This window comes from Acinetobacter sp. YH12241, from assembly GCF_013417535.1.
GTDB lineage: Bacteria > Pseudomonadota > Gammaproteobacteria > Pseudomonadales > Moraxellaceae > Acinetobacter.
The window spans coordinates 146,488-165,074 of the sequence record NZ_VPDQ01000003.1 but is presented as its reverse complement, the minus strand read 5'-3'; the positions used below and the strand labels follow the sequence as shown (position 1 = coordinate 165,074).

17 protein-coding genes are annotated in these 18,587 nt (G+C 43.2%); 8 read left to right on the top strand and 9 right to left on the bottom strand.

Annotation, left to right across the window (positions count from 1 at the left end; translation table 11 throughout):
* Positions 1-347, top strand: a 347-nt coding sequence (locus FTV18_RS03330; RefSeq protein ID WP_016807026.1) for an IS4 family transposase, incomplete at its 5' end; no start/stop codon positions are given.
* 126 nt (positions 348-473) lie between these two features.
* On the opposite strand, the gene FTV18_RS03325 is transcribed toward FTV18_RS03330, so the two are convergent.
* A complete protein-coding gene (locus tag FTV18_RS03325) occupies positions 474-1,346 on the bottom strand; it encodes an ABC transporter substrate-binding protein (RefSeq protein ID WP_257218568.1) in 873 nt (290 codons plus the stop codon).
* A gap of 113 nt (positions 1,347-1,459) precedes the next feature.
* Positions 1,460-2,077 (bottom strand): rhomboid family intramembrane serine protease, encoded by a 618-nt coding sequence (locus tag FTV18_RS03320; RefSeq protein WP_004783040.1) that lies wholly within the window; start codon positions 2,075-2,077, stop codon positions 1,460-1,462.
* A 158-nt stretch (positions 2,078-2,235) separates the two neighbouring features.
* Between FTV18_RS03320 and nfuA the strand changes: the two genes are divergently transcribed.
* Positions 2,236-2,874, top strand: a complete 639-nt coding sequence (gene nfuA / locus FTV18_RS03315; protein WP_004783039.1) for a Fe-S biogenesis protein NfuA — start codon at positions 2,236-2,238, stop codon at positions 2,872-2,874.
* A 177-nt stretch (positions 2,875-3,051) separates the two neighbouring features.
* Positions 3,052-5,118, top strand: a complete 2,067-nt coding sequence (locus FTV18_RS03310) for a TonB-dependent receptor domain-containing protein (RefSeq protein ID WP_180016774.1) — start codon at positions 3,052-3,054, stop codon at positions 5,116-5,118.
* A 39-nt stretch (positions 5,119-5,157) separates the two neighbouring features.
* Here FTV18_RS03310 and FTV18_RS03305 read toward each other — a convergent pair whose 3' ends face one another.
* Both FTV18_RS03305 and FTV18_RS03300 read right to left on the bottom strand, forming a co-directional pair.
* Positions 5,158-6,165 (bottom strand): hypothetical protein, encoded by a 1,008-nt coding sequence (locus FTV18_RS03305; RefSeq protein ID WP_180016776.1) that lies wholly within the window; start codon positions 6,163-6,165, stop codon positions 5,158-5,160.
* Positions 6,166-6,179: 14 nt separating this feature from the next.
* The gene (locus tag FTV18_RS03300) at positions 6,180-7,217 is read right to left on the bottom strand and encodes an alpha/beta fold hydrolase (protein ID WP_180016778.1); all 1,038 of its coding nucleotides are present in this window, start codon (positions 7,215-7,217) and stop codon (positions 6,180-6,182) included.
* Positions 7,218-7,525: 308 nt separating this feature from the next.
* On the opposite strand from FTV18_RS03300, the gene FTV18_RS03295 reads away from it, so the two are divergent.
* Entirely contained in the window at positions 7,526-8,140 is a 615-nt protein-coding gene (locus FTV18_RS03295; RefSeq protein ID WP_004783034.1) for a carbonic anhydrase, read from the top strand.
* A gap of 34 nt (positions 8,141-8,174) precedes the next feature.
* Here the strand turns inward: FTV18_RS03295 and FTV18_RS03290 are convergent, their stop codons facing one another.
* The gene (locus FTV18_RS03290) at positions 8,175-8,804 is read right to left on the bottom strand and encodes an arylesterase (protein WP_179992124.1); all 630 of its coding nucleotides are present in this window, start codon (positions 8,802-8,804) and stop codon (positions 8,175-8,177) included.
* Positions 8,805-8,815: 11 nt separating this feature from the next.
* Between FTV18_RS03290 and FTV18_RS03285 the strand changes: the two genes are divergently transcribed.
* On the top strand, positions 8,816-9,541 hold the full coding sequence (locus FTV18_RS03285) for an ABC transporter ATP-binding protein (protein ID WP_034170433.1): 726 nt from the start codon (positions 8,816-8,818) through the stop codon (positions 9,539-9,541).
* Position 9,542: 1 nt separating this feature from the next.
* The gene (locus FTV18_RS03280) at positions 9,543-12,038 is read left to right on the top strand and encodes an ABC transporter permease (protein ID WP_180016780.1); all 2,496 of its coding nucleotides are present in this window, start codon (positions 9,543-9,545) and stop codon (positions 12,036-12,038) included.
* Positions 12,039-12,041: 3 nt separating this feature from the next.
* Here FTV18_RS03280 and FTV18_RS03275 read toward each other — a convergent pair whose 3' ends face one another.
* Positions 12,042-12,872 carry a rhomboid family intramembrane serine protease gene (locus FTV18_RS03275; RefSeq protein ID WP_180016782.1) on the bottom strand — a complete coding sequence of 277 codons (831 nt, stop codon included), beginning with the start codon at positions 12,870-12,872 and terminating at the stop codon, positions 12,042-12,044.
* A 77-nt stretch (positions 12,873-12,949) separates the two neighbouring features.
* On the opposite strand from FTV18_RS03275, the gene mtgA reads away from it, so the two are divergent.
* Together mtgA and ppk1 are read left to right on the top strand one after the other, a co-directional pair.
* Positions 12,950-13,624 (top strand): monofunctional biosynthetic peptidoglycan transglycosylase, encoded by a 675-nt coding sequence (gene mtgA / locus FTV18_RS03270; RefSeq protein WP_180016784.1) that lies wholly within the window; start codon positions 12,950-12,952, stop codon positions 13,622-13,624.
* A 111-nt stretch (positions 13,625-13,735) separates the two neighbouring features.
* Entirely contained in the window at positions 13,736-15,817 is a 2,082-nt protein-coding gene (ppk1, locus tag FTV18_RS03265; protein WP_034704182.1) for a polyphosphate kinase 1, read from the top strand.
* Positions 15,818-15,865: 48 nt separating this feature from the next.
* On the opposite strand, the gene FTV18_RS03260 is transcribed toward ppk1, so the two are convergent.
* From FTV18_RS03260 to estB, 3 genes are all read right to left on the bottom strand, one after another.
* Positions 15,866-16,462: a DNA-binding response regulator gene (locus FTV18_RS03260; RefSeq protein ID WP_159122824.1), complete on the bottom strand. Its 597-nt coding sequence runs from the start codon at positions 16,460-16,462 to the stop codon at positions 15,866-15,868.
* A 230-nt stretch (positions 16,463-16,692) separates the two neighbouring features.
* Positions 16,693-17,601 carry a LysR family transcriptional regulator OxyR gene (gene oxyR / locus FTV18_RS03255; RefSeq protein ID WP_005234587.1) on the bottom strand — a complete coding sequence of 303 codons (909 nt, stop codon included), beginning with the start codon at positions 17,599-17,601 and terminating at the stop codon, positions 16,693-16,695.
* Between the two features lie 13 nt (positions 17,602-17,614).
* Positions 17,615-18,553 carry an esterase EstB gene (gene estB, locus FTV18_RS03250; RefSeq protein ID WP_218945518.1) on the bottom strand — a complete coding sequence of 313 codons (939 nt, stop codon included), beginning with the start codon at positions 18,551-18,553 and terminating at the stop codon, positions 17,615-17,617.
* Between the last annotated feature and the right edge of the window lie 34 nt (positions 18,554-18,587).

Sequence of the window (18,587 nt, the reverse complement as noted above, 5' to 3'; positions counted from 1 at the left end):
TTAGCTTTCTCAGCAATAACTTTCATTTAGCCGCCTCCACCATTGCGGCGATTTATAAAGATCGTTGGAAAGTTGAGCTGTTCTTTAAGGCGATTAAGCAGAATCTCAAATTAAAAGCGTTTCTAGGTCGCAGCAGGAACGCAATTCAGACACAAATCTGGATTGCGATGATCGCCTATTTATTGGTGAGTTTCGCTCAACATTTAGGAAAAACAGGTTGGACAGTTCAACGTTTACTCAGAATAATTCAAGTGAATTTGTTTGAAAGAAGAACTTTAAAAGCTTTATTTTCACCCGATAAAATACCCATAAAACAAGAGGAAGCTCAAATGAGCTTCCTCTTGTGAAAAATTGTGGGACAGCAGTGGCTTGAAGCTTCCTTTTTAGTAATGGGTTAAAAATTAATTCGCTGTGCCTTTAATGAGTTCTTCCAGCATGAAAGCGGTATTGTCCAAACCTGCACCAGTGATGTACTAGGCATCAGCATTCACATAGATCACTTTTTTCTCTGCCAAGGCTTTGGCATTTTTTAGGGCAGGGTGTTTCTGAATATTATCCTGAGCGGTGTATTTCTGGGTATTCACCGCACCACGATCCAGGACAATGATGTAATCAGGATTCTTCTCAACGGCTGCTGTAATACGCTGAACATTTTTCTCCGCTGCTTTCAATGCTTCCGGAGAGCCGGCTTCTGGACGGGGTGCATCTGACTGTTCAGATGGATCCAAGACTGGTTTAAAACCTGCTAATTCATAAACAAAGCCAAAACGGTCATTTTCTGCATGTGGCATAAAGTTTTCACCAACCGCAAACAACATCAGTGCAGTTTTGTCTTCAGTTTGCTTTTTAAGCTGTTGCTGCAGCGTTGCAATTTTACCGAGCTTTTCAGTAGCAATTTTCTCTTTACCAAATGCACGAGCCAAGACATGGGTACGTTCCGTCAGATCGACAATATATTGGCTAGTATCTGGAGAAAGGTTTAAAGTCGGAGCAATACCTTTAACAGCCTCGGCTTTAGAAGCCGAACGGCCACCGACAATAATCAGGTCGGGTTTAGCAGCTTTTAGTACATTGAGATCCGGTTCAAACAGAGAACCAGCTTTGGTGAATTTGTCCTGCTGGTATTTGCTTAAGTTGCCTGCAAAGCTTGCAGAAGGCACCAGCTGAGCTTCAAGCCCTAGTGTATTCAAGATATCCAGTGCCGAAAGGTCATATACTGCGATCTTTTTCGGGGTTTTTTTGAGTTGAATATTTTGGTCTTTATAGTCGAAAGTGACCTGTGCAGAAACTGTAAAGGAAGTCGTCAGTCCTAATATTGTGGCAAATGCTAAAGTCTTAAATTTCATGTTTATTCCTCTAAATTCGCGACAAGATTAGCATAATTGGTAGAAATGAAAATCATTTTCATATGTGAATGATTAAAAAAGGGATATTTGCTATCCCTTAATCATTCAAAACTTTAGAAGGGGATTTGAGTCAATTTATTCAGGAAATGCGGAATAAGTCGTGGCTCCAGAATAATCGTCATCACCACACCATAAGCTGCACCCCAAAGATGGGCACTGTGATTAATATTGCTGTTGCCACGTTTGCCCGACCAAATGCTATAGGCCACATATAAAACAGCAAAAATAATCGCAGGTACGGGAATAAAGAATACGAAAATCAGCTTCCATGGTTCAAACAGAATATAAGCGAACAGAACCGCGGATACTGCACCGGAAGCACCCAAGCTGGCCCAGCGCGCATCATTTTTATGTTTCAGATAACTTGGCAGAATCGCTGCAACCAGACCACCTAGATAAAACAGGATAAAGCCCAGATCATATAAATACTGGCGATAAAAACTTTCAATAATGCTGCCGAAAAAGAACAGCGTGATCATATTGAATAGTAAATGCGTGCCATCTGCATGGATAAAACCATGGGTAATGAAACGGTCATATTGACCACGTTGCATGGCAGGCGGCCAGAAAATCAGACGATTCATTACCGTTTCTTTTGAAAAAGCAATAAAAGAAACAATACAGGTGATCAGAATAATAGTGACGGTATGATTAAAAGGTAAATCAAGCATATAAGTAATTCTGGTTCTATCTATTTGACAATGATCATGCCATTAAAACAAATCTAAAGTGCGACTTTTATAATAAATCCGACAATTTTGGTTGAATTTTTATAATTACCCCGCATCTTCAGTTAAAATAGCAGCTTCAGCTTGAGGAAATTATTGTTATGTCGACTGAGAACAGCAACACTCCGGTTGCAGAAGAAATTCCAAATCTTTTGATTACACCGACAGCACAAGAGTATTTAAAGGATCTATTGGACAAACAGAATACACCAGGTATTGGCGTACGTGTGTTTGTAGAAAATCCGGGTACACCGCGCGCTGAATGTTGCATGGCTTATAGTGCACCTGATGAGGTTGTACCTACAGACTATAAGCAGGAATATCCAGATTTTCCGGCCTATATTGACTCTCCGTCAATTCCATACTTGCTAGATGCAGTTATTGACTACAATAAAGACCGTTTTGGTGGTCAGCTGACTTTCCGTGCACCAAACTCTAAAGTGCCACGCGTCGGTCCTGATGCCTCTGTAGAAGAGCGTATTACCTATGTGCTTCAGTCAGAAATTAACCCGGGTCTGGCAGGTCACGGTGGTAACTGTGCACTGGTTGAAGTGGTTGAAGATCCTGAGCATGGCTTAACTGCAGTTCTTAAGTTTGGTGGTGGTTGTCAGGGTTGTTCAGCAATTGATGTGACTTTAAAACAAGGCGTTGAAACGACCTTGAAACAGCACATTCCTGAGTTGGCACGTGTCGTTGACCAGACTGACCATACCCAAGCTGAAGGTGCTTATTTCAAATAAGTCTCTAATAAAATTTAGCTTGTAAGAAATACCTCGAATGATCGGGGTATTTTTTTATTTGTAGTTAGTAATGATAATAATTATCAATAGTGATTGTATTTATAATTACTTTTGTTACAATGCGTCACAATTCCAGCAATATTTCTTCATAAATCAACTTTTGGGGCACCTTCGAATATGAGTAAGCCGTTTATGAAATCGACTATAGCTTTTGCTGTATTTACAGCGATGACGGGTAATACATTTGCAGTAGAAGAAACAGCTGTTCCGCAAGCTGAAGCAACAAAACTGCAAACGATTGTGGTGACTGCAACAGGCTATGAGCAGGATCTTGCTAAAGCGCCAGCATCCATTACAGTGATTGATCGTGAAGAATTAGATAAACGCGAATATAACGATATTACGGATGTATTACGTAATGCCCCAGGGGTAGTAGTTTCAGGTGCGGGATCGGCACAAACCATTAGTATCCGCGGGATGAGCTCAAACTACACTTTGTTCCTGGTAGATGGTAAACGTCAATATGGCAAGGATGTGAACCCGAATGGTGATGATGGCGGTTTTGAAAAAAATATTCTACCACCGATTGCTGCCATTGAGCGTATTGAAATTATCCGTGGTCCTGCTTCAACGCTATACGGTTCAGATGCGATGGGTGGGGTGGTCAATATCATTACCAAAAAAGTATCGGATGAATGGTCTGGGAATGTTGAATTAGGAACCATCGTTCAGGACAGTAACCGTTCAGGTGACATTAAAAATGGTTCTGCCTATCTGACAGGCCCTTTAATTGCAGATAAGCTTGGCTTGCAACTGGCAGTTAATAAACAAGAACGTACAGAAGATAATTATGTGGGTGGTTTCCGTGGAACAGAACGTGAAAGCTTAAATTCACGTCTGACCTATGCAATTAATGATGATCATGATGTACAGCTTGAAGCCAATTTTGTTCAGCAGGAATCGACGACATCGGTAGGAAAAACGGTAGAGCCAGCTCAAGGGGCAGAAGACTCTTTCTCGCGTAATTACCGTAATGTTTATTCAGTGACACATAATGGCCGTTATAGCGATAATTTGGACAGCTCATCCTATATCCAATATGAAAATTCAAAGAACCCGGATCGTGGCAATACCGAGCTGGGAACTAAAGGAATCACGCTGGATACCTGGACGGCGAACAGTCAGTGGAACTGGTTATTAGGCGATCATACCTTGTCCTTCGGCGGATATTTCAAGGATGAAAAACTGGTCGATAAAGCAACGAACCGTAATCCAAATGCGCCTGAATTTAGTGAGCTTACACGCTGGTCTGCTGCTGCCTTCCTCGAAGATACCTGGAGTATGACGGATCGTTTCGACTTAACGGCTGGTCTACGTTATGACCATGATGAAAACTATAGCGGCCATTTATCACCACGACTTTATGGCGTCTATTCTGTAAATGATAATTTCGTTGTAAAAGGCGGTGTAGCAACCGGTTATAAACAGCCTGATATCCGTGCAGCTACTGAAGGCTTCTATAGCGTAACGGGTGGTGGCGGTTCTCCATTACCAACAGGTCGTGGCATTATCCGTGCCAATCCAGACTTGGAACCTGAATCAAGCGTATCGACTGAATTAGGTTTTAACTGGAAAAATGATTATATCAATACATCACTTACGGGCTTTATCACCAAATATGAAGACCGGATTACGGAAGTTCGTGCCTGTGAAACCGATACTGATGGTACAACCACAAACCGTAATAACTGGCAGAGCTGGAGCTGTTTTGAAGGGGATATTCCATTCTACTTTATCAGTGAGCGGATTAACGTCGATAAAGCAGAAATTCGCGGTGTAGAAGCAACTGTAGAAGCTGACTTGAATGATTACACGACTTTAACTGCCAACTATACCTATACCGATTCAGAGTTTAAATCAGGTGATTTTAAAGGTCAGCCATTGAACCAGATGCCGGAACATATATTTAATATCGGCGTGGATTATGATTTAAATGATGCACTGAATGTATGGAGCCGTTTGCATTATCGTTCTGAAACTTCAGCTTACCTGAGCCGTACTTCGATGGCTGAACCTAATCCTGGTTATCAGTTTGTAGATGTGGGTTTTAACTATAAATTTAGCCCAAACTTAACAGGTAAATTTGGCGTATATAACATCCTTGATGAAAAAGCTGAAGATATTGATGGCGATCAGCTTTTGGATGGCCGTCGTTACGGTATCAGCTTGAATGCAAAATTCTAAAAATACCTAATAAAAAAAGCCGCTTTCTAGCGGCTTTTTTTAGTCTTCAATCTTTAAAATTTTTAAAGTATTTTCTGCATAGTAGAATTTTTCCAGATAAGCACGGGCACGTTCACGCAAATAGCCCTGATGAATCATCTGCTGAATAATCGGTGTCAGCAATTCATTCAATTCATGTTGAATCAATGCTTCATCAATATTTAGATCACGCAATAATTGGTCAAAGGTATGTTCCTGATTGCGTACATACCAGGTATAAATCCCGTCATGCAGTTGCTGCTGCATATATTCCGTCTGGCGCATATGATCCCAGATCTCGTGCCCTAAACTCACCGTCTGGTTCAGATCCTGGGTTTCAATATAGTTCTTGAGCACGGACAGCGGCATGTCTTTGATCTTATGCCAGAGATTGGCCTGAAAATGGTATAGCTTGTCATCATCAAAGTGCTGGTTCAGCACATGCTCACTCATTTGGCTGAGTTTTAAAATATTTTTTTGCAAATAACGGGCAACTGTATTGTCCAGACTGGAATCCGTAACATTTTCCAGAACAGATTTGCCCATTTTCATGAAGCGGGAAACGCCCGGAACACTCTTGGCTATTACAGAATTGTCCAGATAATCCTGAATTGAATGCTGGATCAGTTGCGTAATCATGGCCGAGAAAGCAGGGTTATTCACCACCGCTTTGATCAGGCGCTGACGGTGACCACTTTTGCTGGCCACATATTGTGCAATTTTATCAATGGTCAGTACCGGAATGACATCGGCGATTTTGGTTGTATCATTGGCCGGATGGACCAGTGCAAAACGGATATGTTCGGCAATCTGCTCAATTAGAAAAGAACTGGCAGCAGTATCCAGAATCTGCTTTTGTAGCAGCTGATTGATCAGTTCACAGCTCCACAGATCTTTTAGGGTCTGCTTGCGCAACCAGAGATAAAACTCATGAAACTCGCTTTGAATGGTTTCAGATTGAGAAAATACCTGATCAAGAAAATCAAGTTGAGCATCAATCAACTGCTCAATCATCGGGTGTTTCTGCATAACTTCTCTGAAACTTAATTGAAAGGAATGAGTTTATCAGCAAGTGGATTTTTTAGGGTCTGTGTCTTGGCCAGGAAAGGCAAATAATGTTGGGCAACCTGTTTCTCTGCTTCCAGAATCGGCATATGACCAACATTATTTAAAATCACCGGAGTTTCGGCACGTTTCAGCAGAGAATAAAGCTCTTTTACCACTTCGACATTAATAATCCGGTCCTGTTTGCCCCATAGAATCAAGGTAGGCGCTTCCACTGTACGGGTCAGGCGGGCAAAAGTATCAGGCGTATACAGCCGGTTAAGCATCACCACCTGATCAATCGATTTGCTGGTTTGTTCAGAACGGGCAATCAGCAATTTTTCTTGTGCATGTCTTAACTGGTAAGGCAACGCTGGTGGATTCTGCATTAGCTGTTTGGAAACATCTTCCAGATCACCCGGTTTACTGACAATCAGGTCTTTAAGCGCATGCGGGTCTTTGGTATAAGGCGTATTGCCCATTTTATAGATGCCGGCACTATTTACTAGAAACAGGCTTTGGGTATCGAAAGGGTATTGGGATGCATAAACTGTCGCAATTGAACCGCCTAGAGAATGGCCAGCGACATGCAGATTTTTTTCAATCTTCAGGGTTTCGACAAAGGCACGTAATTGCGAAGTGACATTGGGTACAGACAAGTCAAAATCTGCTGGAATCCGGGTATCGCCATTGCTCGGCAAATCTGGAATGATGACATGATAATAGGGCGTCAAAAACTGGGCGACACGATTCCAGTTGTCGCGTGTACCTGCCAGTCCATGAATCAGGATAATCGAGGGTTTGTTTTTTGCCCCGCCTTCGCTATAACTCCAGGTCACATCACCGATTTTTAAGGTTTTGGATTGTAGACCCGCCTGGATGCGTTGCTGGCTCAGATACAGCTGTAAAACTTCGGCAGACTTGGCTTTCGGCGGCGTAAACAGATATTGGCTATGGCTCAGGCTAGATAGGCTAAGACCCAGAGCGACTAAAGTGGAATAGATAATTTTTGAGCGCAATTTTATTATTTTCTTCATTAGCACTGTCCCCTGAAAAAACTGAGCAAAAACGCTCAAAATACTTCCGTGTTATCGATTTGCAATTTATAGATGAATCAAATCGTAATCTTTCACTTATTTTAAAGCATTCCTTAATATTGTACATCTGTTAATTATTAGCTTGAGCAGAAAAACTGCCCAAAAAACGTGATGAACTTCACAGAAAAATTATCAGAACAAGAAATCATCAAAGCGCTAAAAATTTTACAGCTAATTTTTTTTGCAAGTGACATTCAAAAAATCTAGCAGTAAGATATTCCCACTAAAAACATCGATGGTAAAAAAGAATGCTCACAGCTCAGGAAGCTATAGATCGTCTTAAAAAGGGTAACCAGCGCTTTGTCAATGGTGAAACGCAGCATTTAAAATTATTATCGCATCAGCAACGTGCTGAGATGGCAGAAAGTCAGGAACCATTTGCTATTGTTTTAGGATGTTCAGATTCACGTGTACCCGCAGAAATGGTCTTTGACCAAGGGCTAGGTGATCTGTTTGTCATTCGGGTAGCAGGTAATATTGTTGCACCGTCTCAAGTCGGTAGTGTCGAATTCGCAGCAGAAAGTTTTGGCTGTCCGATTGTAATTGTCTTGGGTCATACACATTGTGGCGCTATTCATTCAACAATTGAAGCATTAACCAATCCAGCAACGCCGCCATCTGCAAATCTGATGTCAATCGTGAACCGTGTACGTCCATCAGTTGAAATTCTAATGCAGACTGAACTGAAAGATGACCTGAATAAACTATCTAAACATGCAGTCCGTTCCAATGTATTTGCTTCAGTAAATCAATTACGTCATGGTTCTGCAGTTCTAGAAAGCCTGATTGCTAAAGGTAAGTTACAGGTGATTGGTGCAGAATATTCACTTGAAACCGGTGAAGTAACTTTCTTTGACTTCTAAGAAAATTTTAAGATTTGATTCAGTTAAAGGCGCCTTAGAGGGCGCCTTTAATATAAGGATAAGCATTATTTAATAAAATAGTCTGGGCTTTGGTGTTGGGATGAATCTGATCCTGTTGCATCAGACTTTTATTGCCAGCGACGCCTTGCATAAAGAAGGGTAGTAGTTTGACCTTATACTGCTGACTGACCACCTTATAGTTATTTTCAAAAGCCTTACTATATGCCTGGCCATAATTTGGTGGCATTTTCATTCCAAAAACAACCACATTCGCCTTGGCTTTCTGACTTTGTTGTACCAGAGCTGCTAAATTCTTTTGAATCATTTGGGGTGGCTGCCCACGCAGGCCATCATTCCCGCCAAGCTCAATCACCACAATATCTGGACGGTGCGTCTGTAGCAGTTTCGGCAGCCTTGCCAAGGCACCACTGGTGGTTTCACCGCTCACACTTGCATTGACCACTTTATGCTGTTTCGGATAGTGTTGGTCCAAACGCTTTTGTAATAAATGTACCCAACCTTGCTGTGGTTGCATGCCATAACCAGCACTTATACTGTCACCCACAATCATAATGGTCTTTGCCGACAGACTAAAAGGAATCAGGCACAGTCCAAAGAATACCAGGCAAGGCAATACACGATTTTTCTGATTTAGATCTTTCATATAGGACACGTATGATTCAAAGCAGCAACGATTCGACCATCATGCCACAAGCGATTATTTCTGCCCAGAAATTGACACAAAAGATACAACTTTCACAAAAACAACTGACTATTTTTGAAGATCTTTCGCTGGAAATTTTGACTGGAGAACAGGTCGCCATTACTGGGCGTTCAGGTTCAGGAAAGTCAACTTTACTGGGCATTTTGGCCACTTTAGATCAGGCTAGTTCCGGGCAGTTAACGGTTTGTGGAGAGCTGGTATCGAACTTGAATGAAGAACAGCGTGCTTTAGTCCGGCTAAAAAATATTGGCTTTGTATTTCAGTCTTTCCAGCTTTTACCTCATCTTACGGCACTTGAAAATGTCATGCTGCCTTTACGTTTACAGCTAGATTTTAAATATAGTGATGCCGAACAAAAGGCGCTGGCATTGCTACAAAAGGTCGGATTAGACCGTCAGGCTCAGCAAACACCAAAAGTACTGTCGGGTGGGGAGCAGCAACGTGTCGCTATTGCCCGCGCATTGGTCAGTGAACCCAAAATCATATTTGCTGATGAACCGACAGGTAATCTGGATGGGGAAACCGCTCAGGAAATTGAACAGCTGCTCTTTCAGTTAAATCGCGAATTAGGCACCACGCTGGTTCTGGTTACCCATGATCCTGATCTGGCCCAACAATGCCAGCGTCATTTTGAACTGGTCAATGGTCAGCTGATTGAACATGCGAGTGGAGGCTGATATGCAGCATCTGTTTCGTCCTTTACTCAGACAAAGTTTTAATACGACAGGGATTTATCTGCTAATCATCGCGCTGACCTTAGCGATTAGTGCCACAACGGCACTAAAGTTCAGTAATGAACAGATTCAGAACGCCGTTGCTTTACAGGCAGCTGAAATGCTGGCGGGAGATTTGGTACTTTCTGATAATGAGCCGCTAGCTCAGGAATGGCGTGATCAGGCCAGGCAGCTCGATTTACAGCAATCTGAAGTCACATTTTTCAGTACGATGGCTTATACCAATGATCAGTTTGTCATGGTCAATGTTAAGGCTATTGATCAGGCTTTTCCTTTACGAGGAGAGCTACGGGTTCAGCCTGCAGCAGATAAAATCCAAGCGGGGGAAATCTGGCTGAGTTCACGGGCCATGGATCTGCTCAAGGTCAAACTAGGTGATGAACTGAATATCGCCGATGCCAAATTTAAGGTTACTGCAAAAATTGAGCAGGATTCTAATCAGGAGCTGGGTTTTTCTGGCTTTTCGCCGACTGTGATTATTGCTCAGTCAGAAGTGGCGCGCACCAATGCGATTCAGGTCGGTAGCCGGATTGATTACCGTTTATTAATGGCAGGCAATCCAGCCGATACCCGGCAATATGAAACCTGGTTCAAGCAGAAGATAAAATCTGAAAATGGGACTTCAGGTGAAGCAGATGCTGAGGTTGAGGGACAAGAACTGGAACAGCAGGGCAGTCTACGCTTGCGTAATGCCAGCGAAGGCAATACCCGTTTAATGAAACCAATTGCCAATCTGGATACTTTTCTGCAACTGGCCAATATTCTCACCATTTTATTATGCGGGATTGCCATTGCTTTAACCGCACAACGCTATGTACAGCAGAACCAGGATCATATTGCCCTGATGCGTTGTATTGGCGCGACCAAAAATCAGATTCTGGCCGCTTATCTGGCTTTGCTGGGTTTAGTGCTTTTAATCGCCATGCTGATTGGTAGCGTGATAGGTGTTGCATTAGGTTATGGCTTGCTGCAACTCATGCTACAGCTGATTCCAAACTTGCAGCTTGAGTTTTCTGCTACGGCGATGCTGCTGGGACCATTGCCAATTGCCATGCTGACCAGTGCTGTGGTGTTATTGGGCTTTGTCATGCCGAGTTTGTTTCAGCTGTTAAATACTCCCCCAATTCGGGTCATTCGTCAGCAGGAAAAATCCGTCCATTCGATGTTGTGGATGTTACTGACCGGAACCTTAAGTCTGATTATTTTCAGTGTAATTTTAACGGAAAATATCGTGCTGACAGCTTGGGTGATTGGGGCCATTATTCTGCTTTGCGCCGTACTGTATTTTACGGTCTGGAGTATTTTAAAACTGCTGCGTAATCTGAAATTCAATCTGTCTGCCTATGTACGGACACCGTATCAGACCGCTTTACAGATTACTGCCTTAGCTTTAGGACTCAGTTTGATTAGTGTGCTGGCTGTACTGCGTACAGATTTACTTGATCGATGGCAGCAACAGTTGCCGGAAGGGACACCCAACCAGTTTGTCTATGGTCTGCCGCCTTTTGATATGCCTGACTTAAAAGCTCAGTTAGAACAGAATGGCTGGAAAAGCACGCCGCTTTATCCCAATATTCGCGGGCGTCTGGTGGCGAAAAATGATCATCCTTTTGCTGCTGAACTGGTCAAGCAGAGTAATACCTTAAGACGTGAACTGAATCTGACTCAATCGGACCGCTATCCTCAGGATAATGTCATTGTGCAAGGGGAGGCAGGATTGAAACAGCCGGGTGAAGTTTCGGTCGAAGCCAATACTGCACAAGAGCTGGGCATCAAACTGGGGGATAAGCTCAGTTTTAGCTTGCCTGAAGGCATACTTGAGGCCAAGGTGGTGAACCTCAGAACAGTAGAGTGGGAAAGTTTTAGTCCAAACTTCTTCTTTATCTTTGCACCGAATACTATGGATGCCAATGCGGGCAGTTATCTGGGCAGTTTCTATGTACCGGAAACAGATAAAGATAAACTGGTGAATCTGGTTCAGCGGTTTTCCAATACGGTATTTATTGATGTCAGCCTGATTCTGGAAGAAATCAAACGGATTGTGAATGTACTGGTGCAGATCATTACCATTCTGGCTGTGCTGGTCAGCGTATCCGGTTTTCTGGTACTGATGGCCTGTCTAAACCTGCTCATGGATGAACGTAAACGTGAAGTGGCTTTGCTCCGGTCTTTTGGTAGTTCCAAACAGAAGCTGAAAACCATGATGAGTCTGGAAATCGGTTTTATCGGACTATTCGCCGGTATTGTTTCATGTCTGTTTGCAGAAGTGATCAGCGCCATTGCCAGCTATAAGATGGATCTGATCATCCAGCCCCATTGGGAAATCTGGATTATCCTGCCTGTGTTTATGACTGTGGTATGTACCCTGATCGGGCGTTATCGTCTGAGTTATCTTTCCGAAATTCCGCCCTTGCAAAGCCTGCGTGAGATGAATCAATAAGATTTATCTTGCGGGCTGATCCGCCAACTGCTGTTGTAGCATTTGTAAAATTTCCTGCCATAGTGGGCGGATCGGTTCAAGCAGGGCCAGATTATATTGATACAGCACGACACAGGCAGCGACGCCGAGCAGTAAAGCAACCAGACTGACCAAACGGCCACGCTGCATTTTCTGACCAAGATACCAGAGCGCTGTTAGTCCGGCCCCCATGATCATGCCGCCAATATGTGCGGCATTGTTAATTCCGCTGATCATAAAGCCCATCGCCAGGTTAAGGCCCATGATCATTACGAGCGTTTTTTTATCCAGAATAAAAGGCTGACGGGGCAACATTGGCAGTAAAGATAGAACAGTCAGGGAGGCACCGAGACCCATGACTGCACCCGAAGCACCCGCACTAACACCCGGCAATAAGCCAGGATTGGCTACACCGCCTTCGATTAAGGCATAACTGTCCTGGATACTCATATAGCCACTGAGCAAACTACCCATCAGGCCGGCACAAATATAAAGACCTGTAAAATAGATCCGGCCAAAAATTTGTTCAGCGACACTACCAAAAATATACAGTGCCCACATATTCAACATCAGGTGAATTAAGCCAAAATGAAAAAACATGCTACTAAACAGGCGTATGGGTTCCGCTAAATACGTTAAAGGTGCATAATCTGCTCCCCAGCGAATGGCATCTGGAGAACTTGGCTGTGTGATGTCCATTCCATTCAGAACCTGCCAGCCAAACAGGCCGACATTGATACAGATCAGGAGTGCGGTCATCCACCAGAGCTGCATTTCCAGTTTGCGATGTGTTGTTGGGGGAGAATATTCAGGCATGCTATTTTTTTGCTGTGATTGTATATTTCGAATAAGCTTAACACGAAAAATTGAATTTTCAGGAGTAACGCACTGACATGAAAGCCTTTCTGACCCGCACCCTTCTCGTGATTGTCAGTGTGATTCTACTTGTTCAACTGTGGATTTTTGCAAGTTTAGCCTGGTGGCGAACCAATCCAGTGAATACCACCATGATGATGCGGATCGATTATTGGACTGAACCCTCCAAGCCCATTCAACATCAGTGGCGCCCTTATGATGAAATCAGTACCAATCTCAAGCAGGCGGTAGTGACGGCAGAAGATGGAAAATTCATGCACCATCATGGCTTTGACTGGGATGGTATTCAGACTGCACTCAGCCGTAACAAGAATGAAGGCCGTGTTGTGGCAGGAGGGTCAACCATTTCCCAGCAGCTGGCTAAAAACCTGTTCCTCGTCAACAAGCGTTCATTCCTGCGTAAAGGTCAGGAAGCTGTCGCGACTTGGATGATGGAGCGCATGTGGTCTAAAGAGCGTATTCTGGAAGTGTATTTAAATTCGATTGAGTTTGGAGACAATATCTATGGAGCAGAAGCGGCAGCCAAACATTATTTTGGTAAGACTGCAGAGCGCCTGACTCGTGATCAGGCCATCTTCCTGGCAGCGATTCTCACCAATCCAAAATATTTTGAAGATCATCGTAATGCATCAGCCCTAAAAGCACGTAAACGTATGATTCAGCGTTATATGCGCTATGCTGAAATCCCTTAAATAAAAATATCAAGATAAAGCCCAAATATTTGGGCTTTTTTTATGAAAATGTCATTAATTTGAAGCATACTAAAAGCAATAAGCAAGACTTGAAAATAGCGTAGGTTTGATATGAATACGGCAGCCAGTACGACTTCGGCACCAACCGAATATACTTATAATGATCGTTACATTAATCGTGAACTGTCTATTCTGGATTTCCATTTGCGAGTGCTGGAACAGGCGGTTGATCCTCTGCATCCTTTGCTGGAACGCATGAATTTTCTACTGATCTTTTCACGTAATTTAGATGAGTTTTTTGAAATTCGTGTGGCTGGCGTCATGGAACAACTGGATTTGGGCAATGAAAGCCGCAGTCCAGATGGTTTGACGCCAAAACAAGTATTAGAGCAGATTGCCGAAACTGCACATGCCGCCATTGAACGTCAGTACCGTATTTTAAATGAAGAGATTTTGCCTAAACTGCGTGAGGAAGATATCTGCTTCTTGCGCCGTGGAGAGCTAACACCGGCACAATCGGCCTGGGTGAAAAAATATTTTCAGGAACAGGTTGCTCCAGTTCTTACGCCTATTAGCCTTGATCCGGCACATCCATTCCCACGTCTGGTGAATAAATCCCTGAATTTTATTGTGACGCTCGAAGGGAAAGATGCCTTTGGCCGTCAGATTGATCTTGCGGTTGTTCCTGCGCCACGTTCATTGCCACGTGTTGTGCGTTTACCGGATGAACTGACTGATGGTAAAGAACATCATGTGATGTTATCCGCCATCATTCATGAACATGTGTCTGACCTGTTCCCGGGCATGACCGCGACTGGCTGCTATCAGTTCCGTGTTACCCGGAATGCCGATCTAGCCTTAAATGAAGATGTTGAAGACCTGGCCAAAGCCTTAAAAGGCGAGCTAAGTTCGCGCCGTTTTGGTCGTGCAGTCCGTCTGGAAGTGACTGAAAATTGTCCGCAGCATATTTATGAATATCTGCTGGAAGAATTTGATCTGGATGAAGAACAGCTCTATAAAGTGGCAGGACCGGTTAATCTGGCGCGGTTACTGTCCAACTTCAAACGTCCACATTTACGTTATGATTCACATACGCCAATTCTGCCTAAAGTACTGAAGAAATCTGAAAATGTTTTCAGTGCCATGCAGAAGCAGGATATTTTGCTACATCATCCATTTGAATCTTTTGCACCAGTGATTACGCTGTTACGTGAAGCAGCACGTGACCCTCAGGTACTGGCAATCAAGCAGACATTGTATCGTAGTGGTCCAGATTCTGAGATCGTGCAGGTGCTGGCAGAAGCGGCCCGTAACGGTAAGGAAGTGACTGCAGTCATCGAGCTGCGTGCACGTTTTGATGAAGAATCTAATATTGCAGTTGCCAATGTGCTGCAAGAAGCGGGTGCTGTCGTGGTCTATGGCATTGTTGGTTATAAAACCCATGCCAAAATGATTCTGGTGGTACGCCGAGAAAATAACAAGTTGGTGCGTTATGTGCATCTGGGAACCGGGAATTATCATGCGGGCAATGCACGGATTTATACAGATTATGGCTTGTTAACCACAGACAAGGATCTGTGTGAAGATGTGCATCGTATCTTCCAGGAATTGACTGGAATGGGGAAAATGGCCAAGCTGAAAAAGCTGCTCCATGCGCCATTTACCTTGCATGCCCAGCTCATCAACTATATTGATAATGAAATTGCCAATGCTAAAGCGGGCAAGAAAGCCCAGATTATCGTGAAGGTCAATGCTTTAACTGAACTGCAACTGATCAACAAACTTTATGAAGCTTCTCAAGCAGGTGTACAGATTGATCTGATTATCCGCTCGATTTGTTGTCTACGTCCAGGCTTGCCGGGACTTTCAGAGAATATTCGGGTACGTTCAATCGTCGGCCGTTTCCTGGAACATACGCGCGTATTTTATTTTAGTAATAATGGCAATTCCCGCATTTATTGCTCAAGCGCAGACTGGATGGATCGTAACCTGTTTAATCGTGTAGAAGCCTGTTTTCCGATTGAAGATGAAGCATTAAAGAAACGCATTTACCAGCAAGGCTTATTAAATTACCTGAAAGACAATCAGCAGGCCTGGTTGTTACAAGGAGATGGAACCTGGGTGCGTGCCCAAGTTGCAGAAGGTGAACAACCGCATAATGCACAGCGTACCTTGCTGGAAACCTTTAAATAACTCTATGCAAACTAAAAAGGCTGATAATTCAGCCTTTTTTATATTTTGTTAATTTTGAGAATGGATAAATGGATTCGCGAGTTTTTGATAGATTTTGCGAATAGCAGCATAAATCTGGTAATCGTGCAGACTTAATCTGTTTTGAATTTCGGCCAAAGTCAGGTCTTGGCTGAAATACTTTAAAATCTGTACTTCAGTCTGATTTAAAAAATGTATTTTTGTTTCCTGACTCACTAAATAACGGGCTAATTCAGGATGTAAATCGGAACCACCGCGTAGGATAATTTTCAGGCTCGCTACTATTTTTGAAACAGGATGCGATGCAATCAGATATCGATCTACGCCAGATGACAAGAATAAATTAATCATTTCAGGTGAATCATCAGCTAAAACTGCAATCAGATGAGGAATCTGGATTCGTGCTTGAATTATATTAAGATTCTTAAGTTGTGCTTTCTCATGAATCTCATATAACACGAGATTGGGAAGATACTGTTCAATATGGGATTGAGCAGACAGATGATCGGTATAGGACAGCATATCCGGTTGATAACCGAGCTGTAGCAATGCAAGATCAAGATTGGAAGAGAGCGGGGGTGGATAAGGTTGCACCAATAATACCGGTGCAGGCAAAAATGAGGCCAAAGAAATCTTATCCTGAGAGTAATTAATATACAGATGTATTTTGGCTTAAATTAGTTTCAATGCCAATCCCAAGAAATAGGGATTTAATTTTTATATATTATAAATAGTTAAAGTTTAAAAATTGGTTTTGAATCATTTTAATTGACTGAATTTATAAAAATTAAATTTATCAGAAGACGTAGGCAATAAAAAAGGAGCAATCTAAGTGCTCCTTTTTTATTAGGGCTTAATTAAGCTGCATCGTGAGCAGTAATTTTTTGCAAAATTTGTAATAACACATCGAATTCGCTTTGTAGCGGTGTGCTCTTACGAGTGACCAGCGCCAGAGTACGGCTTGGTGCAGCATTGATTGGATTAATGCGCAGATCCGGATTGGCTTTGATCATATTGGTATGCAGTGCAATTTCTGGCAACAGGGTAAAACCAAGATCAGCAGACACCATTTCGATCAACGTCGGTAATGAACTTGCTTTCAGGCGATGATCATTTTTACGCTCACCAATCGGGCAGGCACTCAATGCATGATCACGCAAGCAATGGCCTTCTTCCAACAGCATCAGGCGAGACAGATCCAGATCTTCCAGAGACTTGGCTTGAGCCGCATTCTGGTCAGATTTGTGATGTACCAGATACAGATTCTCTTTGGCAATTTCAGCAACTTTCAGGCTACGGGTATCGAAAGGCAGCGCTAGCACCACCATATCCAGATTACCATGCTCCAGTTTCTCTACAATTTTCTCACTTTGAGCTTCATGTAAATGTAGCTGAATTTTCGGTAGCTGCTGATGCACTTCATCCAGAAATTGCGACAGGATGAAAGGGGCAATGGTTGGAATAACGCCAAGATGCAGATCACCGGTTAATGGTTCACTCATTTCACGACTTAAACGCATTAAGTCCTGAGCATCAGCCAGTAGAACACGGGCACGTGCAACCACTTGTTCACCAAGCGGCGTTAAACGTACATTCTGGCGATCGCGTTCAACAAGAACGCCACCGAGTAAACGCTCCAGCTCCATAATACCGCCAGACAAAGTTGACTGGGTAACAAATGAGCGGCGAGCAGCTTCTGTAAAATGCAGCGTCTCAGACAGTGTTACGAGGTATGACAGCTGTCTTAGGGATGGTAATGCAGCCATAGTGTCCTAATGTTTATGATTTAAAATGATCAGCAAATAATTCGCTAAGATATGGAATAAAATGCGGAGGGATATCATGCCCCATTCCATCAATTAATTCAAATTTAGCCCCTGAAATTGCTTTTGCAACAGCCTTACCATGACTAGGAGGCAGCAATCTGTCACGAGCACCATGAACCACCAGGGTCTCTTGTTGGATTTGCTTGTCCAGTTGCAGCAATGAACCCGTACATAATATTGCTAAAAACTGTTGAAGTACACCCGCTGGATGGTAACTTCGCTTATATAACTTACGGGCGGTCTGAATCGCTTCCAGATGATTCACATAACCCGGTGAGCCAATAATATTAAACAGCTTCAAGCTATGATCGACAATGCCATCTTCATCTGTGGAAGCGGGTTTGTCAATTAAACTAAAGAGTTGCTTTGGAAAAGGCGGGGGTAACAGTGGCTGGTTATTACTGGTAAACAGTAAGCCCATTTTTTTAACTTTGTCAGGATAACGTGCGGCCAGAATCTGGGCAATCATGCCGCCCATAGAGGCACCGAGCACATAGACCTGACCCAGTCCCATTTTTTCAATCAGAAGATGTACATCATCTGCCATATCATACAGTGTATAAGGCGCGCCCTGATTGCCTAAACCCAATACAAAACGGCTCATCATTTTTAAGGTGTTTAAGCGAGGCCCTTTATGGTGAATCTTGGAAGATAAACCAATATCCCGGTTGTCAAAACGCACCAGATGATAGCCGTGATCAATGAGTGATTTACAGAAGAAGTCCGGCCAGTACAGCATCTGTGCTCCAAGCCCCATAATCAGCAGAATGGTCGGGTGTTCAGGATTTCCGCCGACTTCCACGTGCAATTCAATGCCATTGCCAAGATCGACCTTGGTTTCACGCATGAACGCGGTATACGGAGAATGATTGAACTGCAGGGCACTGTGCATGATGTATTTCCTGATTAAAGGACATTTCGCTTAA

Bases quoted from the DNA above. Each gene is read 5' to 3' on its own strand.
- FTV18_RS03325 (WP_257218568.1), bottom strand. From the start codon at position 1,346: ATGAAATTTAAGACTTTAGCATTTGCCACAATATTAGGACTGACGACT.
- FTV18_RS03320 (WP_004783040.1), bottom strand. From the start codon at position 2,077: ATGCTTGATTTACCTTTTAATCATACCGTCACTATTATTCTGATCACC.
- nfuA (WP_004783039.1), top strand. From the start codon at position 2,236: ATGTCGACTGAGAACAGCAACACTCCGGTTGCAGAAGAAATTCCAAAT.
- FTV18_RS03310 (WP_180016774.1), top strand. From the start codon at position 3,052: ATGAGTAAGCCGTTTATGAAATCGACTATAGCTTTTGCTGTATTTACA.
- FTV18_RS03305 (WP_180016776.1), bottom strand. From the start codon at position 6,165: ATGCAGAAACACCCGATGATTGAGCAGTTGATTGATGCTCAACTTGAT.
- FTV18_RS03300 (WP_180016778.1), bottom strand. From the start codon at position 7,217: ATGAAGAAAATAATAAAATTGCGCTCAAAAATTATCTATTCCACTTTA.
- FTV18_RS03295 (WP_004783034.1), top strand. From the start codon at position 7,526: ATGCTCACAGCTCAGGAAGCTATAGATCGTCTTAAAAAGGGTAACCAG.
- FTV18_RS03290 (WP_179992124.1), bottom strand. From the start codon at position 8,804: ATGAAAGATCTAAATCAGAAAAATCGTGTATTGCCTTGCCTGGTATTC.
- FTV18_RS03285 (WP_034170433.1), top strand. From the start codon at position 8,816: ATGATTCAAAGCAGCAACGATTCGACCATCATGCCACAAGCGATTATT.
- FTV18_RS03280 (WP_180016780.1), top strand. From the start codon at position 9,543: ATGCAGCATCTGTTTCGTCCTTTACTCAGACAAAGTTTTAATACGACA.
- FTV18_RS03275 (WP_180016782.1), bottom strand. From the start codon at position 12,872: ATGCCTGAATATTCTCCCCCAACAACACATCGCAAACTGGAAATGCAG.
- mtgA (WP_180016784.1), top strand. From the start codon at position 12,950: ATGAAAGCCTTTCTGACCCGCACCCTTCTCGTGATTGTCAGTGTGATT.
- ppk1 (WP_034704182.1), top strand. From the start codon at position 13,736: ATGAATACGGCAGCCAGTACGACTTCGGCACCAACCGAATATACTTAT.
- oxyR (WP_005234587.1), bottom strand. From the start codon at position 17,601: ATGGCTGCATTACCATCCCTAAGACAGCTGTCATACCTCGTAACACTG.
- estB (WP_218945518.1), bottom strand. From the start codon at position 18,553: ATGCACAGTGCCCTGCAGTTCAATCATTCTCCGTATACCGCGTTCATG.